The organism is Streptomyces sp. NPDC051243 (assembly GCF_044455405.1).
Lineage (GTDB): Bacteria > Actinomycetota > Actinomycetes > Streptomycetales > Streptomycetaceae > Streptomyces.
In genome coordinates this window covers 340,676-357,666 of the sequence record NZ_JBITES010000003.1, presented here as the reverse complement: position 1 = coordinate 357,666, position 16,991 = coordinate 340,676, and the positions used below count along the sequence as shown (strand labels likewise).

Genomic DNA, 16,991 nt, shown 5'->3' with positions numbered 1-16,991 from the left:
GCCGGACCTCGGGGCGCCGCGCGGGGACGGCGCCCCGGTCCGTCACGTCGCCTGGGCCTCGCGGTTCCTGAGGGGCCTGGTCACCTGCTTCGACAGGCACGACGGCATGCCCGCCGTCACGTCCGCCGGGTCCGTCAGCCGGCGCCGGTAGGCGCTCGGCGACATGCCGACCAGCTCCGTGAAGCGGGTGCTGAAGGTGCCCAGCGACGAGCAGCCGACCTCGAAGCACACCTCGGTGACGCTGAGGTCGCCCCGGCGCAGCAGCGCCATCGCCCGCTCGATGCGCCGCGTCATCAGGTAGCCGTACGGAGACTCGCCGTAGGCGGCCTTGAACTCCCGGCTGAGATGCCCGGCCGACATGTGCACGCCGCGCGCGAGCGCCTCGACGTCCAGCGGCTGTGCGTACTCGCGGTCCATCCGGTCGCGCACGCGGCGCAGCGCGGTGAGGGTCCGCAGCTGCTGCTCCTCGGATGTCGAGTGGTGGGATCGCACCCCCGCATCATCCCCAACCCCCTCCGGGCCCGTCCACTCCCGCGCCCGCTCCCTGAGCTGCCGGGAGCGGGACGCGAGGAGGGACATCACCGGCGATGTGGTGAAACACATCGGGGTCAGCCGCCGACGTAGGCCGCGAGGTGCTCACCGGTGAGGGTGGAGCGCTCGGCGACGAGGTCGGCGGGGGTGCCCTCGAAGACGATCCGGCCGCCGTCGTGGCCGGCGCCGGGGCCGAGGTCGATGATCCAGTCGGCGTGCGCCATGACCGCCTGGTGGTGCTCGATGACGATCACGGACTTGCCGGAGTCGACGAGCCGGTCGAGGAGGCCGAGCAGCTGCTCGACGTCGGCGAGGTGGAGGCCGGTCGTCGGCTCGTCGAGGACGTACACGCCGCCCTTGTCCCCCATGTGCGTGGCCAGTTTCAGCCGCTGCCGCTCGCCGCCGGACAGCGTGGTGAGCGGCTGGCCGAGGGTGAGGTAGCCGAGGCCGACGTCCGCCATCCGCTCCAGGATCTTGTGGGCGGCCGGGGTGCGGGCCTCGCCGTTGCCGAAGAACTCCTCGGCCTCGGTCACCGACATCGCGAGCACCTCGCTGATGTCCCGGCCGCCGAGCCGGTACTCCAGCACCGACGCCTGGAACCGCTTGCCCTCGCAGTCCTCGCAGGGGGTGTCGACGCCGGCCATCATGCCCAGGTCGACATAGATGACGCCGGCGCCGTTGCAGGTGGGGCAGGCGCCTTCGGAGTTCGCGCTGAACAGGGCCGGCTTCACGCCGTTGGCCTTGGCGAACGCCTTGCGGATCGGGTCGGCGAGGCCGGTGTACGTCGCCGGGTTGCTGCGCCGCGAGCCGCGGATCGGCGTCTGGTCCACCGACACCACGCCCTGCGGCGCCGGGATGGAGCCGTGGATGAGCGAGCTCTTGCCGGAGCCGGCGACGCCGGTGACGACGCAGAGCACGCCGAGCGGGATGTCGACGTCGACGCTGCGGAGGTTGTTCGTGGTCGCGCCGCGGATCGCCAGCGTGCCGGTGGCCTTGCGCACCGTCTCCCTGAGCTTGGCGCGGTCGTCGAGGTGGCGTCCGGTGACGGTGTCGCTCGCCCGCAGCCCCTCGACGGTGCCCTCGAAGCAGACGGTGCCGCCCGCCGTGCCGGCGCCCGGGCCGAGGTCCACGACGTGGTCGGCGATGGCGATGGCCTCCGGCTTGTGCTCCACCACGAGCACCGTGTTGCCCTTGTCCCGCAGTCGCAGCAGCAGGTCGTTCATGCGCTGGATGTCGTGCGGGTGCAGACCGACGGTGGGCTCGTCGAAGACGTACGTCACGTCGGTGAGCGAGGAGCCGAGGTGGCGGATCATCTTGACGCGCTGTGCCTCGCCGCCGGACAGGGTGCCCGCGGGCCGGTCGAGGGAGAGATAGCCGAGGCCGATCTCGGTGAACGAGTCGAGGGTGTGCTGGAGCGCGTCGAGCAGCGGCGCCACGGAGGGCTCCTCGAGGCCGCGTACCCACTCCGCCAGGTCGCGGATCTCCATCGCGCAGGCGTCGGCGATGCTGACCTTGCCGATCTTCGAGGACCGGGCGCCCTCGCTGAGGCGGGTGCCGTCGCACTCGGGGCAGGTGGTGAAGGTGACCGCACGCTCCACGAAGGCCCGGATGTGGGGCTGCATCGACTCCTTGTCCTTGGACAGGAACGACTTCTGGATCTTCGGTATCAGCCCTTCGTACGTCAGGTTGATCCCGTTGACCTTGATCTTGGTCGGCTCACCGTAGAGGAAGGCGTGCATCTCCTTCTTGGTGTACCGGCGGATCGGCTTGTCCGGGTCGACGAAGCCGGACTGGGCGTAGAGCTGCACGGTCCACTGGCTGTCCGACTTCCAGCCGGGGATGGTGAAGGCCCCCTCGGACAGCGACTTGGAGTCGTCGTAGAGCTGGGTGAGGTCGATGTCGGAGACCGAGCCGCGCCCTTCGCAGCGGGTGCACATGCCCCCGGTGCGCTCGAAGGTCGCCTTCTCGGCCTTGGTCTTCGCGCCGCGCTCGACCGTGATCGCGCCGCTCGCCCGGACCGAGGCGGTGTTGAACGAGTACGCGCTGGGCGGGCCGATGTGGGGCTTGCCGAGCCGGCTGAAGAGGATGCGCAGCATCGCGTTGGCGTCGGTGGCGGTGCCGACGGTGGAGCGGGGGTCGCCGCCCATGCGCTGCTGGTCGACGGTGATCGCGGTGGTCAGTCCGTCGAGTACGTCGACCTCGGGGCGGGCCAGGTTCGGCATGAAGCCCTGGAGGAAGGCGCTGTAGGTCTCGTTGATCAGCCGCTGCGACTCGGCGGCGATCGTGTCGAACACCAGCGAGCTCTTGCCCGAGCCGGAGACGCCGGTGAAGACCGTCAGCCGGCGCTTGGGGATCTCGATGCTGACGTCCTTGAGGTTGTTCTCGCGTGCGCCGTGCACGCGGATCAGCTCATGGCTGTCGGCGACGTGCGGCGCGGGCGACGTCCGCGCGGGCGTCCTCGTGGCCCTGCTCATCGTGTGGTCTCCATCTGCAGCTGCTCGGTCGGGTCGGGAACGTTGCTGGTCGGGGGCTCTGCTCAGCTCCGCTGCTGGATACGGATCAGGTTGCCCGCGGGATCGCGGAAGGCGCAGTCCCGGATGCCGTAGGGCTGGTCGGTCGGCTCCTGGACCACCTCGGCGCCGGTCGCCTGCACCTTGTCGAAGGTGTCGTCGACGTTCGAGGTGGCGAGCAGGATCCAGCCGTAGGTGCCCTTGGCCATCATCTCGGCGATGGTGCGGCGCTCGTCCTCGGTGATCCCGGGGTCGGCGGCGGGCGGCGCGAGGAGGATGGACGTGCCGGGCTGGTCGGCGGGGCCGACCGTGATCCAGCGCATCTTGCCCTGGCCGACGTCGGTCCGGACCTCGAAGCCGAGGGCGTCCCGGTAGAAGGCGAGGGAGGCGTCCGGGTCGTCGTGGGGGAGAAAGCTGGCGTGAATGCTGATGTCCATGGCCGTCACGCTAGCGGTGGGTCGGGGGCGGCGCTTCTTGATTCCTGACCGGTGTCGGCGACGCCTTCGTCTCTTTCGCCTGCGCCGCCCCTACCCGTCCCATCCTGAAGGGGCTGCCATCCCTTCGACCCCGCTTTCAGGGGGCTCTGCCCCCTGGACCCCCGCTCCTCGAACGCCGGAGGGGCTGACTTACCGGCGGGGGCGAACATCGCGACCCGCACCTGTCAGCCGGCCCCCCGCGACTCCCGCCCCGCCCGCGCCTCGATCCCCCTGAAGTGCACGGCCATCGCCCGCTGCGCCCCCTCCACGTCCCCGGCCCGCAAGGCCGTCACGATGTCCCGGTGCCAGCGCGCGGTGACGTCGGGAGACGGGTCGTCGGGACGCCCCCGCGCACCGTTGACGCGCCGGAAGACCGTCCAGAACGCGGCGAGCAGCTGCGGCACCAGGTCGTTGCCGAGGGACGCGTAGAGCAGCTCGTGGAACTCGCGGTCGAGGTCGGGGAAGGGCCGCCCCGCCCGCCCCGCCTCCTCCATCCTCGCCACGACGCCCTCCAGCCGGTCCAGCTCCGGCTCGGTGACCGTCGCCGCCACCCGCCGGATCAGCCCCTCCTCCAGCACCTCCCGCACCTGCAGGATCTCGGCGAGGGCACCGGCGTCATGGTCGTGCCGGGTGAGTGTGCGGAAGGTCAGCCCGTCGACCAGCGGGGTCAGCGAGGCCTGGCCGACGTACGTGCCGTAGCCGTGCCGGATCTCCACGATGTCCAGGGCCTGGAGCGCCTTGAGCGCCTCGCGGACGGAGTTGCGGCTGACGCCGAGGTCCTCCATGAGCTCGGCCTCGGTGGGCAGCAGGGCGCCGGCCTGGAGCCTGCGGTCGATGATCAGCTGCATGACCTGGCGCTGGATCCGGCTGTTCCTGGACTCCTCGGACGTACGGCTGTTCCTGGGCTGCCCGGGCATGCGGCGCATGGTACGCGCACCCGGACGTCCCACGTCCCATGTCTGCCGGATACGGCTCTGACGGGGGGTCAACTCTCGCCATTTCACAGCGCCATTGGTCCGACCTGTGGCAGATGCGCCATTCGTGTGAGATCCCTTGACCGCCCCCATCGCCCCACCTATGGTCGCGCTGACCGTCAGGACGTAGGACGTCGTATCTCCTCACCTTCCGAGATCCTCCAAGTTCCTTCCCAAGATCCCTCCCGAGATCATTCCCGAGATCATTCCGAATTCCCTCCCGAGATCATTCCGAGATCGTTCCGAGTTCCCTTCCCGAATCGTTCCGAGCTCTTTTTCTCCGCTGGAGGAACCGTGCCCGACGTGACCCACGACGTGCCGGCGCTGCACCGCCGGTCGTTCCTGAAGTACACCGGCGCGCTGGGCGCGGCCGCCGCCGTCTCCGCGTCGCTGTCGGCCTGTTCGTCGGGGCCGGAGTCCACCAACGAGACCGGCGGGGGCGGCGGCCAGAACCGGACGCTCACCGCGGTGATCGGCTACGGCAACGACGGCAGCTGGGACCCCACCCAGACGGCGTCCGCCTTCTGCATGGCCGCCAACAACCACATCTACGAGGGGCTCCTCGACACCGATCCGATCTCCCGCGAGCCGTACGCCGCCCTCGCCACCCAGGTGCCGGCCGACCCGAACGCGACGTCCTGGAAGTTCACCCTGCGTGCGGGCGCCACGTTCCACGACGGGAAGCCGGTCACGGCCGACGACGTGGTCTTCGTCTTCGACCGGATCCTCGACCCGGACACCCAGACCCTCGCCAAGGGGTTCTTCGCGAGCTGGCTGAAGGAAGTCCGCAAGATCGACGCGCAGAACGTCGAGCTGGTGCTCAAGTTCCCGTTCCCAGACGGGATTTCGCGACTCACCCTCGCCAAGATCATGCCGAAGCACGTCTTCTCCCAGCCGGGCGCCTGGGAGGACGCCATCAAGGGGAAGGCGATCGGCTCGGGGCCGTACCGGCAGACCGCGCACCACCCGAAGTCCAACACGACCTTCGAGGCGTATCCCGACTACAACGGCCCGCGCAAGCCCGCCTTCAAGAAGATGAACTGGCTGACGATCGTGGACGCGGCGCCTCGCGTGGCCAGGATCTCGGGCGCGAGCGCCGGGGCGCAGATCGCGGACAACATCCCGTACGCCAACATCGGGCAGCTGGAGAGCAGCGGCCTGACCGTCGCGGGCGGCGCCGGGATGAACAACCTGTTCCTGATGTTCAACACCAAGCACAAGCCCTTCGACGACGTACGCGTCCGCCAGGCACTGCACTACGCCATCGACACCGGCAAGATGATCGAGGTCGCCCTCAAGGGGCACGGGAAGCCGTCGTCCTCGTTCCTCAACGAGTCCAATCCCAGCTACCGGCGCGCCAAGACCGTCTACGACTACGACCCCGACAAGGCCAAGGCGCTGCTGAAGGAGGCCGGGGTCAGCGGGCTGGAGATCGAGATCCTCGCCGTCAACGTGAGCTGGATCGTGGACTGTCTGCCGACCGTCAAGTCGTCGTGGGACGCGATCGGCGTCAAGACGACCCTCTCCCCGCAGGAGACGACGGCCGTCTTCACCAAGATGGACCAGAAGCAGGACTACCAGGTGGTCGCCGCCGCCTCGAACCCCAACCAGTTCGGCCTCGACGCCGACCTGATCATGCACTACAACTACGGCCCCGAGAACCTGTGGATGCAGTACACGCGGTGGGCCGACAACTCCGTCGCCAAGGCGCTCTTCAAGGACATGGACCGGGCGACCCAGGAGCCGGACCCCGACAAGAAGAAGACGATGATCCAGGACTACATCGACGTCGTCGCCGAACAGGCCGTGCTCTACCCGGTCGTCCACAACGAGCTGATGACGGCCTGGAACGCCAAGCAGCTCAGCGGCATAAGGGCACAGCCGTACCCCGGTATCAACCTCCTCCAGGCCAAGTGGGCCTAGGGGCCCTGGGAGTCCCTGAAGTGGTCACCGTCGTCAGGATCCTGGCCCGTCGCGTCGCACTGCTCGTGCCGCTGATGCTGGGCATCGTGCTGTTCGTGTTCCTGGTCATGCGGTTCTCGGACGTCGACCCGGCGTCCGCGTTCTTCCAGGGCGCGAACCCGACGCCGCAGCAGCTGCACGAGTTCCGCGAGGAGAACGGCCTGCTGGATCCGCTCCCCGTCCGCTACCTCGTCTTCGTCGGCGACCTGCTCCACGGCGACATGGGCATCAGCGCCCTGACCCGGGCGCCGGTCGTCGACCAGGTCATGACCGCGCTGCCGCTGACCATCCAGCTCACCTTCCTGGGCCTCGGCATCGCGGTCGTGCTGTCGCTGCTCGGCGGCGTCACGGCGGCCATCTACCGCGACCGTCTCCCCGACCAGATCATCCGCGTCGTCTCCCTCACCGGGGTCGCCGCCCCCGGCTTCTGGCTGGCGCTGCTGATGATCCAGTACCTCGCCGTCGACCTCGGCTGGTTCCCGACCGGCGGCTACATCAACCCGGCCGACTCCTTCACCGGCTGGCTGAAGACCATGACCCTGCCCGCCTTCGCGCTGTCCCTGCCGGTGGCGGCGCAGCTGACGCGGATCGTGCGGACGTCCGTGGTGGAGGAGCTCGACAAGGACTACGTCCGTACGGCGATCGGCAGCGGGCTGCCGCCGGTCGTCGTGGTCGGGCGGAACGTCCTGCGGAACGCGCTCATCAACCCGCTGACCGTCCTCGGGCTGCGGGTCGGCTATCTGCTCGGCGGCGCCGTCGTCATCGAGACGATCTTCTCCCTGCCCGGCATGGGGAAGCTGATGATCGACGCCGTGAAGAACGGTGACCCGGCGGTCGTCCAGGGCGTGGTCCTGACGACGGCGACCGGGTTCGTGGTCGTCAACCTCGTCATCGACATCCTGTATCTGCTGGTCAACCCGCGACTGCGGGAGGCGACGTGACGTTCAACCGCAAGCGCCTGGCCGAGGCGCTGTCCCGTCCCGGCATCCGGCTGCGCGGCTGGCGCAAGCTGCCGCTGCTGTCGAAGGTCGCCGTCTGCTTCCTGGCCGTCGTGGTCCTGATGGCGCTGCTCGCCCCCGTGCTCTCCCCGCACGACCCCCTCGACCAGCAGCCACCGGTCGACGGCACCGGACACCCGTCCGCCGACCACTGGATGGGCCAGGACAGCCTGGGCCGGGACATCCTCAGCCGGCTGATGTACGGCGCCCGCTGGTCGCTGGCGATCGGGCTCGGCGCGACCGGGCTCGCGCTCGTCGTCGGCGCCCTGATCGGCGCGATCGCGGCGACCTCCCGCAAGGCGGTCGACGAGACGCTGATGCGCTGCCTGGACGTGGTGATGGCGTTCCCGGGCATCGCGCTGGCCGCCGTACTGGTCGCGGTCTTCGGCGGCGGCATCACGGTCCTGATCTGCGCGATCGCGTTCCTGTTCACGCCGCCGGTGGCGAGGGTCGTACGGGCGAACGTCCTCGATCAGTACGGCGAGGACTATGTGACGGCGGAACGGGTGATCGGGGCACGGACGCCCCACATCGTGCTGAGGCACGTGGCGATCAACTGCGCCGCCCCGGTGCTGGTGTTCTGCACGGTCCAGGTGGCGGAGGCGATCGTCTTCGAGGCGTCGCTGTCCTTCATCGGCGCGGGCGTGCGGCCGCCGGACCCGTCGTGGGGCAGTGTCATCGCGGACGGCAAGAACATGGTGCTGACCGGGGGTTGGTGGGCGACCGTCTTCCCCGGCCTGCTGATGCTGGTGACGGTGCTGTCGCTGAACATCCTCTCCGAGGGCGTGTCGGACGCGTGGGCGGCCCCGTCGGCGCGCGAGGTCGACGTACGGGACGACCACGACAAGCTGGAGGCACCGGAGCCGGGCAGCGGCGAGGTGCTGCGGCTGCCGGGACTGGAGGAGGCGGCGGCACGGCTCCGCTCACGGGCACGGCCGTTGCCGCAGGGACGGCAACCGGTGCTCGAGGTGGAGCACCTGGCCATCGGCTTCGAGGGCCGCCACAACGGTGTGGACATCGTCGACGGCATCAGCTTCGAGGTGCAGCCCGGTGAGGTGCTGGGGCTGGTCGGCGAGTCGGGCTGCGGCAAGTCGCTGACCGCCCTCGCGGTGATGGGCCTGGAGCCGAAGGGCGCCCGGGTCCGCGGCCACGTCCGCTTCAACCAACGCCAGTTGGTGGGCGAGCCGATGCGCGTACGCCGCAAGCTGCTCGGCCACGAGATGGCGATGATCTACCAGGACGCCCTCTCCTCCCTGAACCCGGCGATGACGATCCGCGCCCAGCTCAAGCAGGTCGTACGCCGCGGAGGCCGCCGCAGTCCCCACGAACTGCTCACGATGGTCGGCCTGGACCCCGAACGCACCCTGCGCAGCTACCCGCACGAACTCTCCGGCGGCCAGCGCCAGCGCGTCCTGATCGCCATGGCCCTGTCCCGCGATCCGAAGCTGATCGTCGCCGACGAGCCGACGACCGCGCTGGACGTCACCGTGCAGGCGCAGATCATGGAGCTGCTGCTGAGGCTGCGGGAGGAGCTGGGCTTCGCCCTGATCCTGGTCTCGCACGACCTCGCGCTGGTCGCGGACATCACCGACCGGGTTGTCGTGATGTACGGCGGCCAGATCGTGGAGACGGGTGTGACCGCCGACCTGGTGGAGGCGCCGGCGCACCACTACACGCGCGGACTGCTCGGGAGTGTCCTCTCGCTGGAGTCGGCGCAGGAGCGGATGACGCAGATCAAGGGCGTGGTGCCCTCCCCCGCCGACTTCCCCGCGGGCTGCCGCTTCGCGGACCGGTGCCCGCTGGCGAGCGAGGTGTGCCGGACGACGGCACCGGACCTGATCGGCGCACCGACACACACGGCGGCCTGCCATCACCCCGCGGTGGTGCTGGCGCCGACGGACCGCTCGGAGAGCGAGGCGGTGACATGAGCGCGGTCGAGAAGAGCGCGGCCGACGAGGTGAGCGCCGCCGGGGCGAGCCCTCTGGTGGAGCTGTCCGGCGCGCACGTCGTGCACAAGGCGCGCAGCGGCGGGCTGTTCACCCGGGACAAGGTGTACGCCCTGACCGGCGCCGATCTCGTCATCGCCCCCGGCGAGACGGTGGGCGTGGTCGGTGAGTCGGGGTGCGGCAAGTCGACGCTGGCCAAGGTGCTGGTCGGGGTGCAGCGGCCGACGGAGGGAACGGTGGCCTTCCGGGGGCGCGACCTGTGGGCGATGACACCTGCCGAGCGCAGGACGGCGGTCGGCGCCGGCACCGGAATGATCTTCCAGGACCCCTCGACGGCCCTGAACCGACGCCTGCCGGTCCGGCAGATACTGCGGGACCCGCTGGACGTGCACGAGCGGGGCACCAAGCGCGAACGCGAGGACCGGGTACGGGAGTTGATGTCCCTCGTGGGTCTCCCACGCGCGCTCACCGACGCGCTGCCCGGCCAGCTGTCCGGCGGCCAGCGCCAGCGCGTGGCCATCGCACGGGCGCTGGCCCTGGACCCCGACCTGGTCGTGGCCGACGAGCCGACGAGCGCGCTGGACGTGTCGGTCCGCGCCCAGATCCTGAACCTCCTCCTCGACCTGAAGGAGCGGCTGGGCCTCGCCCTGGTCTTCGTCTCGCACGACATCCAGACGGTACGGCGGATGAGCGACCGCGTGATCACGATGTACCTGGGCCGGATCGTCGAGGAGGCCCCGGCCGACCGGGTGACCGACCGGGCCCGGCACCCGTACACCCGCGCCCTCTTCTCCGCCACACCCGGTCTGATCGACCCGATCGACCCGATTCCGCTGGTCGGGCCGGTGCCGTCGGCGACACGGCCGCCGAGCGGGTGCCCGTTTCGGACGCGGTGCTGGAAGGCGAACGAGGTGTGCGCCGAGGTGATGCCCGAAATTTCCGGTGCGTCCATCCCGGGGCACCGGTACCGCTGCCACCATCCTGTGGAGGAGGACCAGTCGACCCGTGACCTGGTGACCCAGGCCGCGTCCACCAGGGAGCCTTCATGACCATCCCCACCCCGCTCACCGGTGTCGTCCCGCCCGTCTGCACGCCCCTGACACCGGACCGCGAGGTGGACGTCCCCTCACTGCTCAGGCTGGTCGACCACCTGGTCGAGGGCGGGGTGCACGGCCTGTTCGTGCTGGGCTCGACCTCGGAGGCGGCGTATCTGACGGACCGGCAGCGCAGGCTGGTGGTGGAGTCGGTGGCCGGGCATGTCGCGGGGCAGCTTCCGGTGCTGGCCGGGGTGATCGACATGACGACGCCGAGGGTGCTGGACCACGTCCGGGAGGTCACCGCGGCCGGTGCGGACGCGGTCGTGGCGACCGCCCCCTTCTACGCCCGCACCCACCGCGCCGAGATCGCCCGCCACTACCGCCTGATCGCGACGGCCTCCCCGGCCCCGGTCATCGCCTACGACCTCCCGGCCTCCGTGCACACCAAGCTTCCCGCCGACGTGATCCTGGACCTCGCGGCCGAGGGCTCCCTCGCGGGCCTGAAGGACTCCAGCGGCGACCTCGCCGCCTTCCGCGAGGTCGTCACCGGCACGCGTACCCGTCCCGACGTCCGGCGCTTCAGCGTGCTGACCGGTTCCGAGCTCGTCGTCGACGCGGCGCTCGCGATCGGGGCGGACGGCGCCGTGCCGGGGCTCGCCAACGTCGATCCGCACGGTTACGTCCACCTCGACCGGCTGTGCCGTGCGGGTGACTGGGAGCGGGCGCGGTCGGAACAGGAGCGGCTGTGTGCCTTGTTCGGCATGGTGACGGTCGGGGATCCGGGGCGGATGGGGGGCAGTTCGTCGGCGCTGGGGGCGTTCAAGGCGGCGCTGTATCTGCGGGGGGTCATCGGGTGTCCGGCGACGGCTGAGCCTCAGGTGCCGTTGTCGCCGGAGGAGGTGGAGCGGGTGGGCAAGTTCTTGGCGGGTGCGGGGTTGCTGTAGCGGTTTTTCGCCCCCGCCTCGGCTCTGCCCCCTGGGCCTCCGCTCCTCAAGCGCCGGAGGGGCTGACCCAGCCCGTCCGGCGCTTGAGGACGAGGCCCTTTAAGGGCCGAAGCGGGGGTCTGGGGGCGGCAGCCCCCAGGGATGGGACGGGTAGGGGCGGCGGGGCGGGAAAACACCGGCCGCGCCCGCTAGCCCAGGTCCGTCACCGGCAACCTCCGGAACTCGATCGTCTCGTACGTCCCCGTCACCCCCGTCTCGTACAGGATCCCGACCGTACGCCGGTCCACCCGCACCAGGTCGGAGTACGCCGCCCGCTGCTGAGACAGCGTCAGCGCCTTCGTGAACGTCGCCCCGCCGTCCGTACTGCGCCACACAGCCATCGACTGACGGGCGGTAGGGACGGACGGGCCCGAGAACAGCAACGGAGCGGCCCGACCCGGAAGTTGGAGCACACTCGCCTGCACCACCGGGACGTCGTTCAACGCGGGCTGGACGGTGTACGGCCGGTCCAGCGTCTCGCCACCGTCGTAGGAGTGACCGTCGAGACGGTTGCCGACGCTCGTCCCGTGCTGGTCGCGGGAGTTGAAGTACAGCCTGCCGTCGGGGAGTTCGGCGGCCGTGGACTCGTTGGCGTTCTCGTAGCCGTCGTAGGAGTCGTCCACGAAGCCCATGTGCCAGGTGAGACCGGCGTCGTCGCTGTAGATGGCGTGCGCGCCGTAGTACTTGGGCTCCTGGCCGGTGTCGGCCGAGCCGGGCGCCGGAGCCGTCGAGTGGTTCGACGGGACGACGAGGCGGCCCGCGTGCGGACCCCGCTCGAGCGCGATCGCGTGGCCCGGACCCGTCGCGTACCAGCGCCAGTTCGCCGGCTTCACCTGCCGCGTGATGTCCCGGGGGGAGGAGAAGTTCCGCCCGTCGTCCAGGCTCCGCTGGACGAACACCCGGCGGCTGTCCTCCGGCGCCGCCTCGCCCCGCATGATCTCGGCCTCCGTGACGTCACCGCTGTTGTAGGAGGTGACCAGCACGACCGTGCCCGTGCGCGGATCCACCACGGGTGCCGGATTGCCGCGCGTGTCCCCCTCCCCGGCGGCGACCACGGTCAACGGGCCCCAGGTGCAGCCGCCGTCGGTGGAGCGTCTGAGGACGACATCGATGTCCCCGGTGTCCCCCGCACCGTCGTGCCGGCCCTCGGCGAAGGCCAGGACCGTGCCGCGTGGGGTCGTGATCGCCGCCGGGATGCGGTACGTGTCGTAGGCGCCCTCGCCCGAGACGTACGGGACGGAGGACGTGCAGCCGGTGCCCGCCGAGGCGGTGCCGGCGGAGGTGAGTGGAGTGGTCAGGAGTACTGCGGTGGCCAGGAGTGTGCGGCTCAGGATGGTCATCGAGCTCCCTTGACGGAGGGTCAGACATTGACCTGTCCGTCACAGGTTCCCCGGTGTCACCATTCCTGACTCGTACGCCACGATGACCAACTGCGCCCGGTCCCGCGCCCCCAGCTTGCCCATGATGCGGCTGACGTGGGTCTTTGCCGTGAGCGGGCTCAGTCCCAATGCCTCCGCGATCTCCGTGTTGTTGAGGCCGCGCGCGACCAGCGTCAGCACTTCGCGTTCACGTTCGGACAGGCATTCGGGCCCGCCGGCGGTGGGCGCGGAGGGGCTGCGGAGGAAACGCTCGATCAGCCGTGCGGTCGGCCCCGGGGACAGCAGGGCCTCGCCCGCCGCCACCGTGCGGATGGCGTCGAGGAGTTCGGCCGGTCGGGTGTCCTTGACGAGGAATCCGGAGGCGCCGGCCCGCAGCGCTTCCACGATGTTCTCGTCGGTGTCGTAGGTGGTGAGGACCAGAACCCGCACCCCGGCCAGGTCCTCGTCGGCCGCGATGAGCCGGGTCGCCTCGATGCCGTCCAGATCGGGCATGCGGATGTCCATCACGACCAGGTCGGCGCGGGCGCCGCGGGCCAGTTCCGCGGCCTCCCGGCCGGTGCCCGCCTGGCCGACGACCTCCATGTCGGGGGCCGACTCGACCAGCATGGCGAACGCCTCGCGTACGAGGGTCTGGTCGTCGGCGAGCAGTACGCGGATCATCGGTTTCCCTCCCGGTCGGCTCCGATCGGGAGGACGGCACTGACCTCGAACCCGCCCCCCGTACGCGGTCCGGCGTCGAGTGTGCCACCCACGCTGCGGGCCCGCTCGCGCATGCCGACGAGGCCGTAGCCGTGGCCGGGACGCTGTGGGTCGAGGCCGGGGCAGGAGCCGTCATCGGAGACCGACACGCGCAGGGCGCCCTGCTCCTCGTACAGCTCGACGCGTACGGCCGGTTCGGCCCCCGCGTGCCGTACGACGTTGGTCAGCGCCTCCTGCACGATCCGGTACGCGGCCGCCCCCACGGCGGGCGGCACCTCCCGCACCCGTACCGCCGATTCCACCCGCGCACCGGCCAGGCGCGCCGTCTCCACCAGGTCCGGCACTCCGTCGAGCCCGGGCAGCGGGCCTCGAGCCTCACCGGCCGCGCCCCGTTCACGCAGGACGTCCAGCGTCGTACGCAACTCACCGCGCGCCGTGCGGCAGGTCTCGGCGATGTCGTCGAGCGACTTGGCGACCGTCTCGCGGTCCAGCCGCTCCGGGTCGGCCGCCAGTACGTGCGCGGCCACCGACGTCTGCACACCGATCAGCGTGATGCTGTGGGCGAGCAGGTCGTGCAGGTCGCGGGCGATGCGCAGGCGTTCCTCGGCGACCCGGCGGCGGGCCTCCTCCTCGCGGGTGCGTTCGGCGCGTTCGGCGCGTTCGACGATGGCGGCGACGTACTGGCGGTAGTAGCGGACGTCGATGCCGCAGAAGAGGACGGCGACGACCCAGCCGGCGATCCGCAGGAGTTCGCGCACCCCGTCGGGGTTGGTGAGGGCGTTGATGATCAGCGTCACGCCGAGGACCGTGGTGCCGGTGAGCAGCGTGCGGCGCACCGTGCCGGTCGCCGCGACCGTGTAGAGCACCACCATGGTGGCGGGGATGGGCGCGACGTGGTTGTTGTCGAGCGCGTGGTACGGGCCGATACAGGTCAGCACGGCGACCAGCACCAGCAGCGGACGGCGGCGCCGCCACACGAGCGGCACATGCGCCGCGAGCAGCAGGGTCCAGCCGAACGCGTCGGGTCGGAGCCCGTGGCTGCCGAGCAGGGCGATGACCGTGGCGAGGGCCGCCAGCGCCACTGCCAGCACAGCGTCGTTGCGCATGGCGTGCGGGGCGGTGTGGGGTTCGCGGTTGATCGCCGCCATCACCCGCTCGCCCACGCGGGGCCTGCCCACCGCTTTCGTCGTCTGCTGCACCGGCTCATCCTCCGCCACGGGGGCGTCCCTCCGGGAGAGGAGGGACGCCCTGACGGTGCGTGAGAGGCTCACACCGGCTCCGGCTGGCGTTCCTGCCGTGCCGCTGGCTGCGGCGCCCGGGACAGCCCGCCCGGCCACCACACCTTCCGCCGCAGCGCCACGCTCGCGCTCGTGACGAGGTAGGTGCGGACCAGGAACGTGTCCAGCAGCACGCCGACCGCGATGACGAAGCCCAGCTCCACGAGCGGCACCATCGGCATGCTGGTGAGCACCGCGAAGGTGGCGGCGAGGACGAGTCCGGCGGAGGCGATGACGCCGCCCGTCGTACGCAGCGCGGTCAGCGCGGCCGACGCCGGTTCGGCGCCGTTCAGGCACTCCTCGCGCATCCGGTGCATCAGGAAGATGCCGTAGTCGACGCCGAGGGCGACCAGGAACACGAAGGACAGCAGACCCAGCCCGGGATCCGTGCCCTCGAAGCCGAACACCGGCCCGAAGACGAGGCCACCGATGCCGAGTGCCGCGCCCCACACCGCGACCACGGCCCCGACCAGGATCAGCGGCGCGACCAGCGAGCGCAGCAGGACGACCAGGATCAGCAGCACGGACAGCAGCACGATCGGCACGACGATCGTCGTGTCCCGGGCGTTGGTGTCCTTCAGGTCGATCTGCTCGGCGCTGGGCCCGCCGACGTAGGAGCCGTCGAGCTTGTCGCGCAGGGCCTCGATGGTGGCCGTCTCCCCCGCGGACTGGGGCGGTGCGGCGGCGAGGACGGAGATCTCGGTCCAGCCGTCTCCCGTACGTCCTTCCTGCGCGCTGTCGACGCCCCGGGTGCCGCGGATCGACGCGAGCGTGTCGTCGGCACGGTCCTCCGGCGTGATGACGCTGATGGGCTGGGTGCCGCGCTCGGGGTAGGCCTCGGCGAGCGTCTCCATGGCGGCGATGGCGTCGGGCTTGCTGGTGAAGGAGTCCGCCTGCTTGAGGCTGCCGGGCAGGTTCAGGGCGCCGAGCGCGAGCGCGCCGAGCAGGACGGCACCGCCCACCAGCACGGTGATCGGCCGGCGTCCGGCGGAGCTGCCCATGGCGGTGAACAGGGACCGGCGGGCCTTGGGCGTGCTGCCGAAGCGGGGCACGAGCGGCCAGAACACGCGCCGGCCCAGGAGGACGAGGATCGCGGGGAGCAGCGTCAGCATCGCGGCGAGCGCGCACAGCACGCCGACGGTGCCGAGGGGGCCCATGCCGCGGCTGGAGTTGAGGTCGGCGGCGAGCAGGCACAGCAGTCCGGCGGCGACGGTGCCGGAGGAGGCGAGCACGGCGGGCCCGCAGCCCCTGAGCGCGGCGGCCATGGCGTCGTACGGCCGCTCGATGCGCCGTAGTTCCTCGCGGTAGCGGGAGATGAGCAGCAGCGCGTAGTCGGTGCCGGCGCCGAACACGAGGATCGTCATGATCCCGGAGCTCTGGCCGGAGATCGAGGTGCCGAATCCCTGATGGAGCCCGTATGCCACGCCCATGGACAGGTAGTCGGCCATGCCCGCGACCGCGAGCGGCACCAGCCACAGGAACGGGCTGCGGTAGATGAGGATCAGCAGCAGCGCGACGACGGCCGCGGTGGTGTAGAGCAGGGGGCCGTCGAGCGAGTTGAAGACCTCGGAGGCGTCCGTGGCGAGCGCCCCCTCGCCACCGACCTCGACGCTCAGTCCGTCGCCGCCCTTCGCCATGTCCCGCACCTCGTGGACGAGTTCGTCGCGGGCCTCCTCGTCCTGGCCCGGCTCGGTGCTGGCCACCGGGTACATCAGGGTGGTGCCGTCCTTCGACGGGATGCCCTGCGGCTGCCCGGTGAGCCGGTGCGCGCCCGCGATCCGGTCGATCTGGTCGGCGGCGGTCGCCTTGTCCTCGGCGGTCAGCCCGCCGTCACGGTGGTAGACGACGACCATTTCCGTGGCCTCACCGCCCGGCAGCCGGTCCTGGATCTTCGCGACCTGGGTGGAGTCGGCGCTGGCCGGCAGGTAGTCGATGGCACGGTCGCGCTGGACGTCCGCCAGCTTCGACGCGAACGGCGAGGCGATCGCGAGCACGGCGATCCACAGCCCGAGCACGAGCCAGGGCACGGCACTCCCCCACTGCTTCAAGGGCGTGGGAGGTACCCCCAGCCGCGCTGCTGTCCTTACGGCCCCCATCTGACGGGCCTCCCTCCGGTCCGGGTGTCTGGGTCGGTTCCAGACTCCCGGCGGGACGGGGGCGGATCGTCGGGCGCAAGGGCGAGTTCGCGGGTACTGCCGGGGGTGGCGGGACGGCCGGAT

At 70.9% G+C, this 16,991-nt stretch carries 13 protein-coding genes; 5 read left to right on the top strand and 8 right to left on the bottom strand.

Annotated features, from left to right (window positions below; all coding sequences use genetic code 11):
* Window positions 1–42: 42 nt before the first annotated feature.
* The 4 genes from ACIBAG_RS08875 to ACIBAG_RS08860 all read right to left on the bottom strand — a co-directional run bounded on the left by ACIBAG_RS08875 (window position 43) and on the right by ACIBAG_RS08860 (window position 4,434).
* Window positions 43–417: a helix-turn-helix transcriptional regulator gene (locus tag ACIBAG_RS08875; protein ID WP_399103296.1), complete on the bottom strand. Its 375-nt coding sequence runs from the start codon at window positions 415–417 to the stop codon at window positions 43–45.
* A gap of 191 nt (window positions 418–608) precedes the next feature.
* Complete coding sequence (locus tag ACIBAG_RS08870; RefSeq protein WP_399102578.1) at window positions 609–3,005, bottom strand: ATP-binding cassette domain-containing protein; 2,397 nt, start codon at window positions 3,003–3,005, stop codon at window positions 609–611.
* 62 nt (window positions 3,006–3,067) lie between these two features.
* Entirely contained in the window at window positions 3,068–3,478 is a 411-nt protein-coding gene (locus tag ACIBAG_RS08865) for a VOC family protein (RefSeq protein ID WP_399102576.1), read from the bottom strand.
* 224 nt (window positions 3,479–3,702) lie between these two features.
* Complete coding sequence (locus tag ACIBAG_RS08860) at window positions 3,703–4,434, bottom strand: FadR/GntR family transcriptional regulator (protein WP_399102574.1); 732 nt, start codon at window positions 4,432–4,434, stop codon at window positions 3,703–3,705.
* Window positions 4,435–4,785: 351 nt separating this feature from the next.
* Here ACIBAG_RS08860 and ACIBAG_RS08855 point away from each other — a divergent pair, with 351 nt between their 5' ends.
* The 5 genes from ACIBAG_RS08855 to ACIBAG_RS08835 are packed head-to-tail and all read left to right on the top strand — an operon-like array spanning window position 4,786 to window position 11,378.
* Entirely contained in the window at window positions 4,786–6,414 is a 1,629-nt protein-coding gene (locus tag ACIBAG_RS08855) for an ABC transporter substrate-binding protein (RefSeq protein ID WP_399102572.1), read from the top strand.
* Window positions 6,415–6,434: 20 nt separating this feature from the next.
* Window positions 6,435–7,394 carry an ABC transporter permease gene (locus ACIBAG_RS08850; RefSeq protein WP_399102570.1) on the top strand — a complete coding sequence of 320 codons (960 nt, stop codon included), beginning with the start codon at window positions 6,435–6,437 and terminating at the stop codon, window positions 7,392–7,394.
* Entirely contained in the window at window positions 7,391–9,379 is a 1,989-nt protein-coding gene (locus tag ACIBAG_RS08845; RefSeq protein WP_399102568.1) for a dipeptide/oligopeptide/nickel ABC transporter permease/ATP-binding protein, read from the top strand. The genes ACIBAG_RS08850 and ACIBAG_RS08845 overlap by 4 nt, the downstream gene beginning before the upstream one ends.
* Window positions 9,376–10,446: an oligopeptide/dipeptide ABC transporter ATP-binding protein gene (locus tag ACIBAG_RS08840; RefSeq protein ID WP_399102566.1), complete on the top strand. Its 1,071-nt coding sequence runs from the start codon at window positions 9,376–9,378 to the stop codon at window positions 10,444–10,446. The genes ACIBAG_RS08845 and ACIBAG_RS08840 overlap by 4 nt, the downstream gene beginning before the upstream one ends.
* A complete protein-coding gene (locus tag ACIBAG_RS08835) occupies window positions 10,443–11,378 on the top strand; it encodes a dihydrodipicolinate synthase family protein (RefSeq protein ID WP_399102564.1) in 936 nt (311 codons plus the stop codon). The genes ACIBAG_RS08840 and ACIBAG_RS08835 overlap by 4 nt, the downstream gene beginning before the upstream one ends.
* Before the next feature lie 188 nt (window positions 11,379–11,566).
* On the opposite strand, the gene ACIBAG_RS08830 is transcribed toward ACIBAG_RS08835, so the two are convergent.
* The 4 genes from ACIBAG_RS08830 to ACIBAG_RS08815 form a co-directional block, all read right to left on the bottom strand.
* Complete coding sequence (locus ACIBAG_RS08830) at window positions 11,567–12,757, bottom strand: exo-alpha-sialidase (protein WP_399102562.1); 1,191 nt, start codon at window positions 12,755–12,757, stop codon at window positions 11,567–11,569.
* 39 nt (window positions 12,758–12,796) lie between these two features.
* Window positions 12,797–13,456, bottom strand: coding sequence for a response regulator (locus ACIBAG_RS08825; protein ID WP_399102560.1), 660 nt, complete (start codon window positions 13,454–13,456; stop codon window positions 12,797–12,799).
* Complete coding sequence (locus tag ACIBAG_RS08820) at window positions 13,453–14,643, bottom strand: sensor histidine kinase (RefSeq protein ID WP_399103294.1); 1,191 nt, start codon at window positions 14,641–14,643, stop codon at window positions 13,453–13,455. Before ACIBAG_RS08820 ends, ACIBAG_RS08825 begins: the two co-directional genes overlap by 4 nt.
* A 119-nt stretch (window positions 14,644–14,762) precedes the next feature.
* Window positions 14,763–16,799, bottom strand: coding sequence for an MMPL family transporter (locus ACIBAG_RS08815; protein WP_399102557.1), 2,037 nt, complete (start codon window positions 16,797–16,799; stop codon window positions 14,763–14,765).
* Window positions 16,800–16,991: the final 192 nt, after the last annotated feature.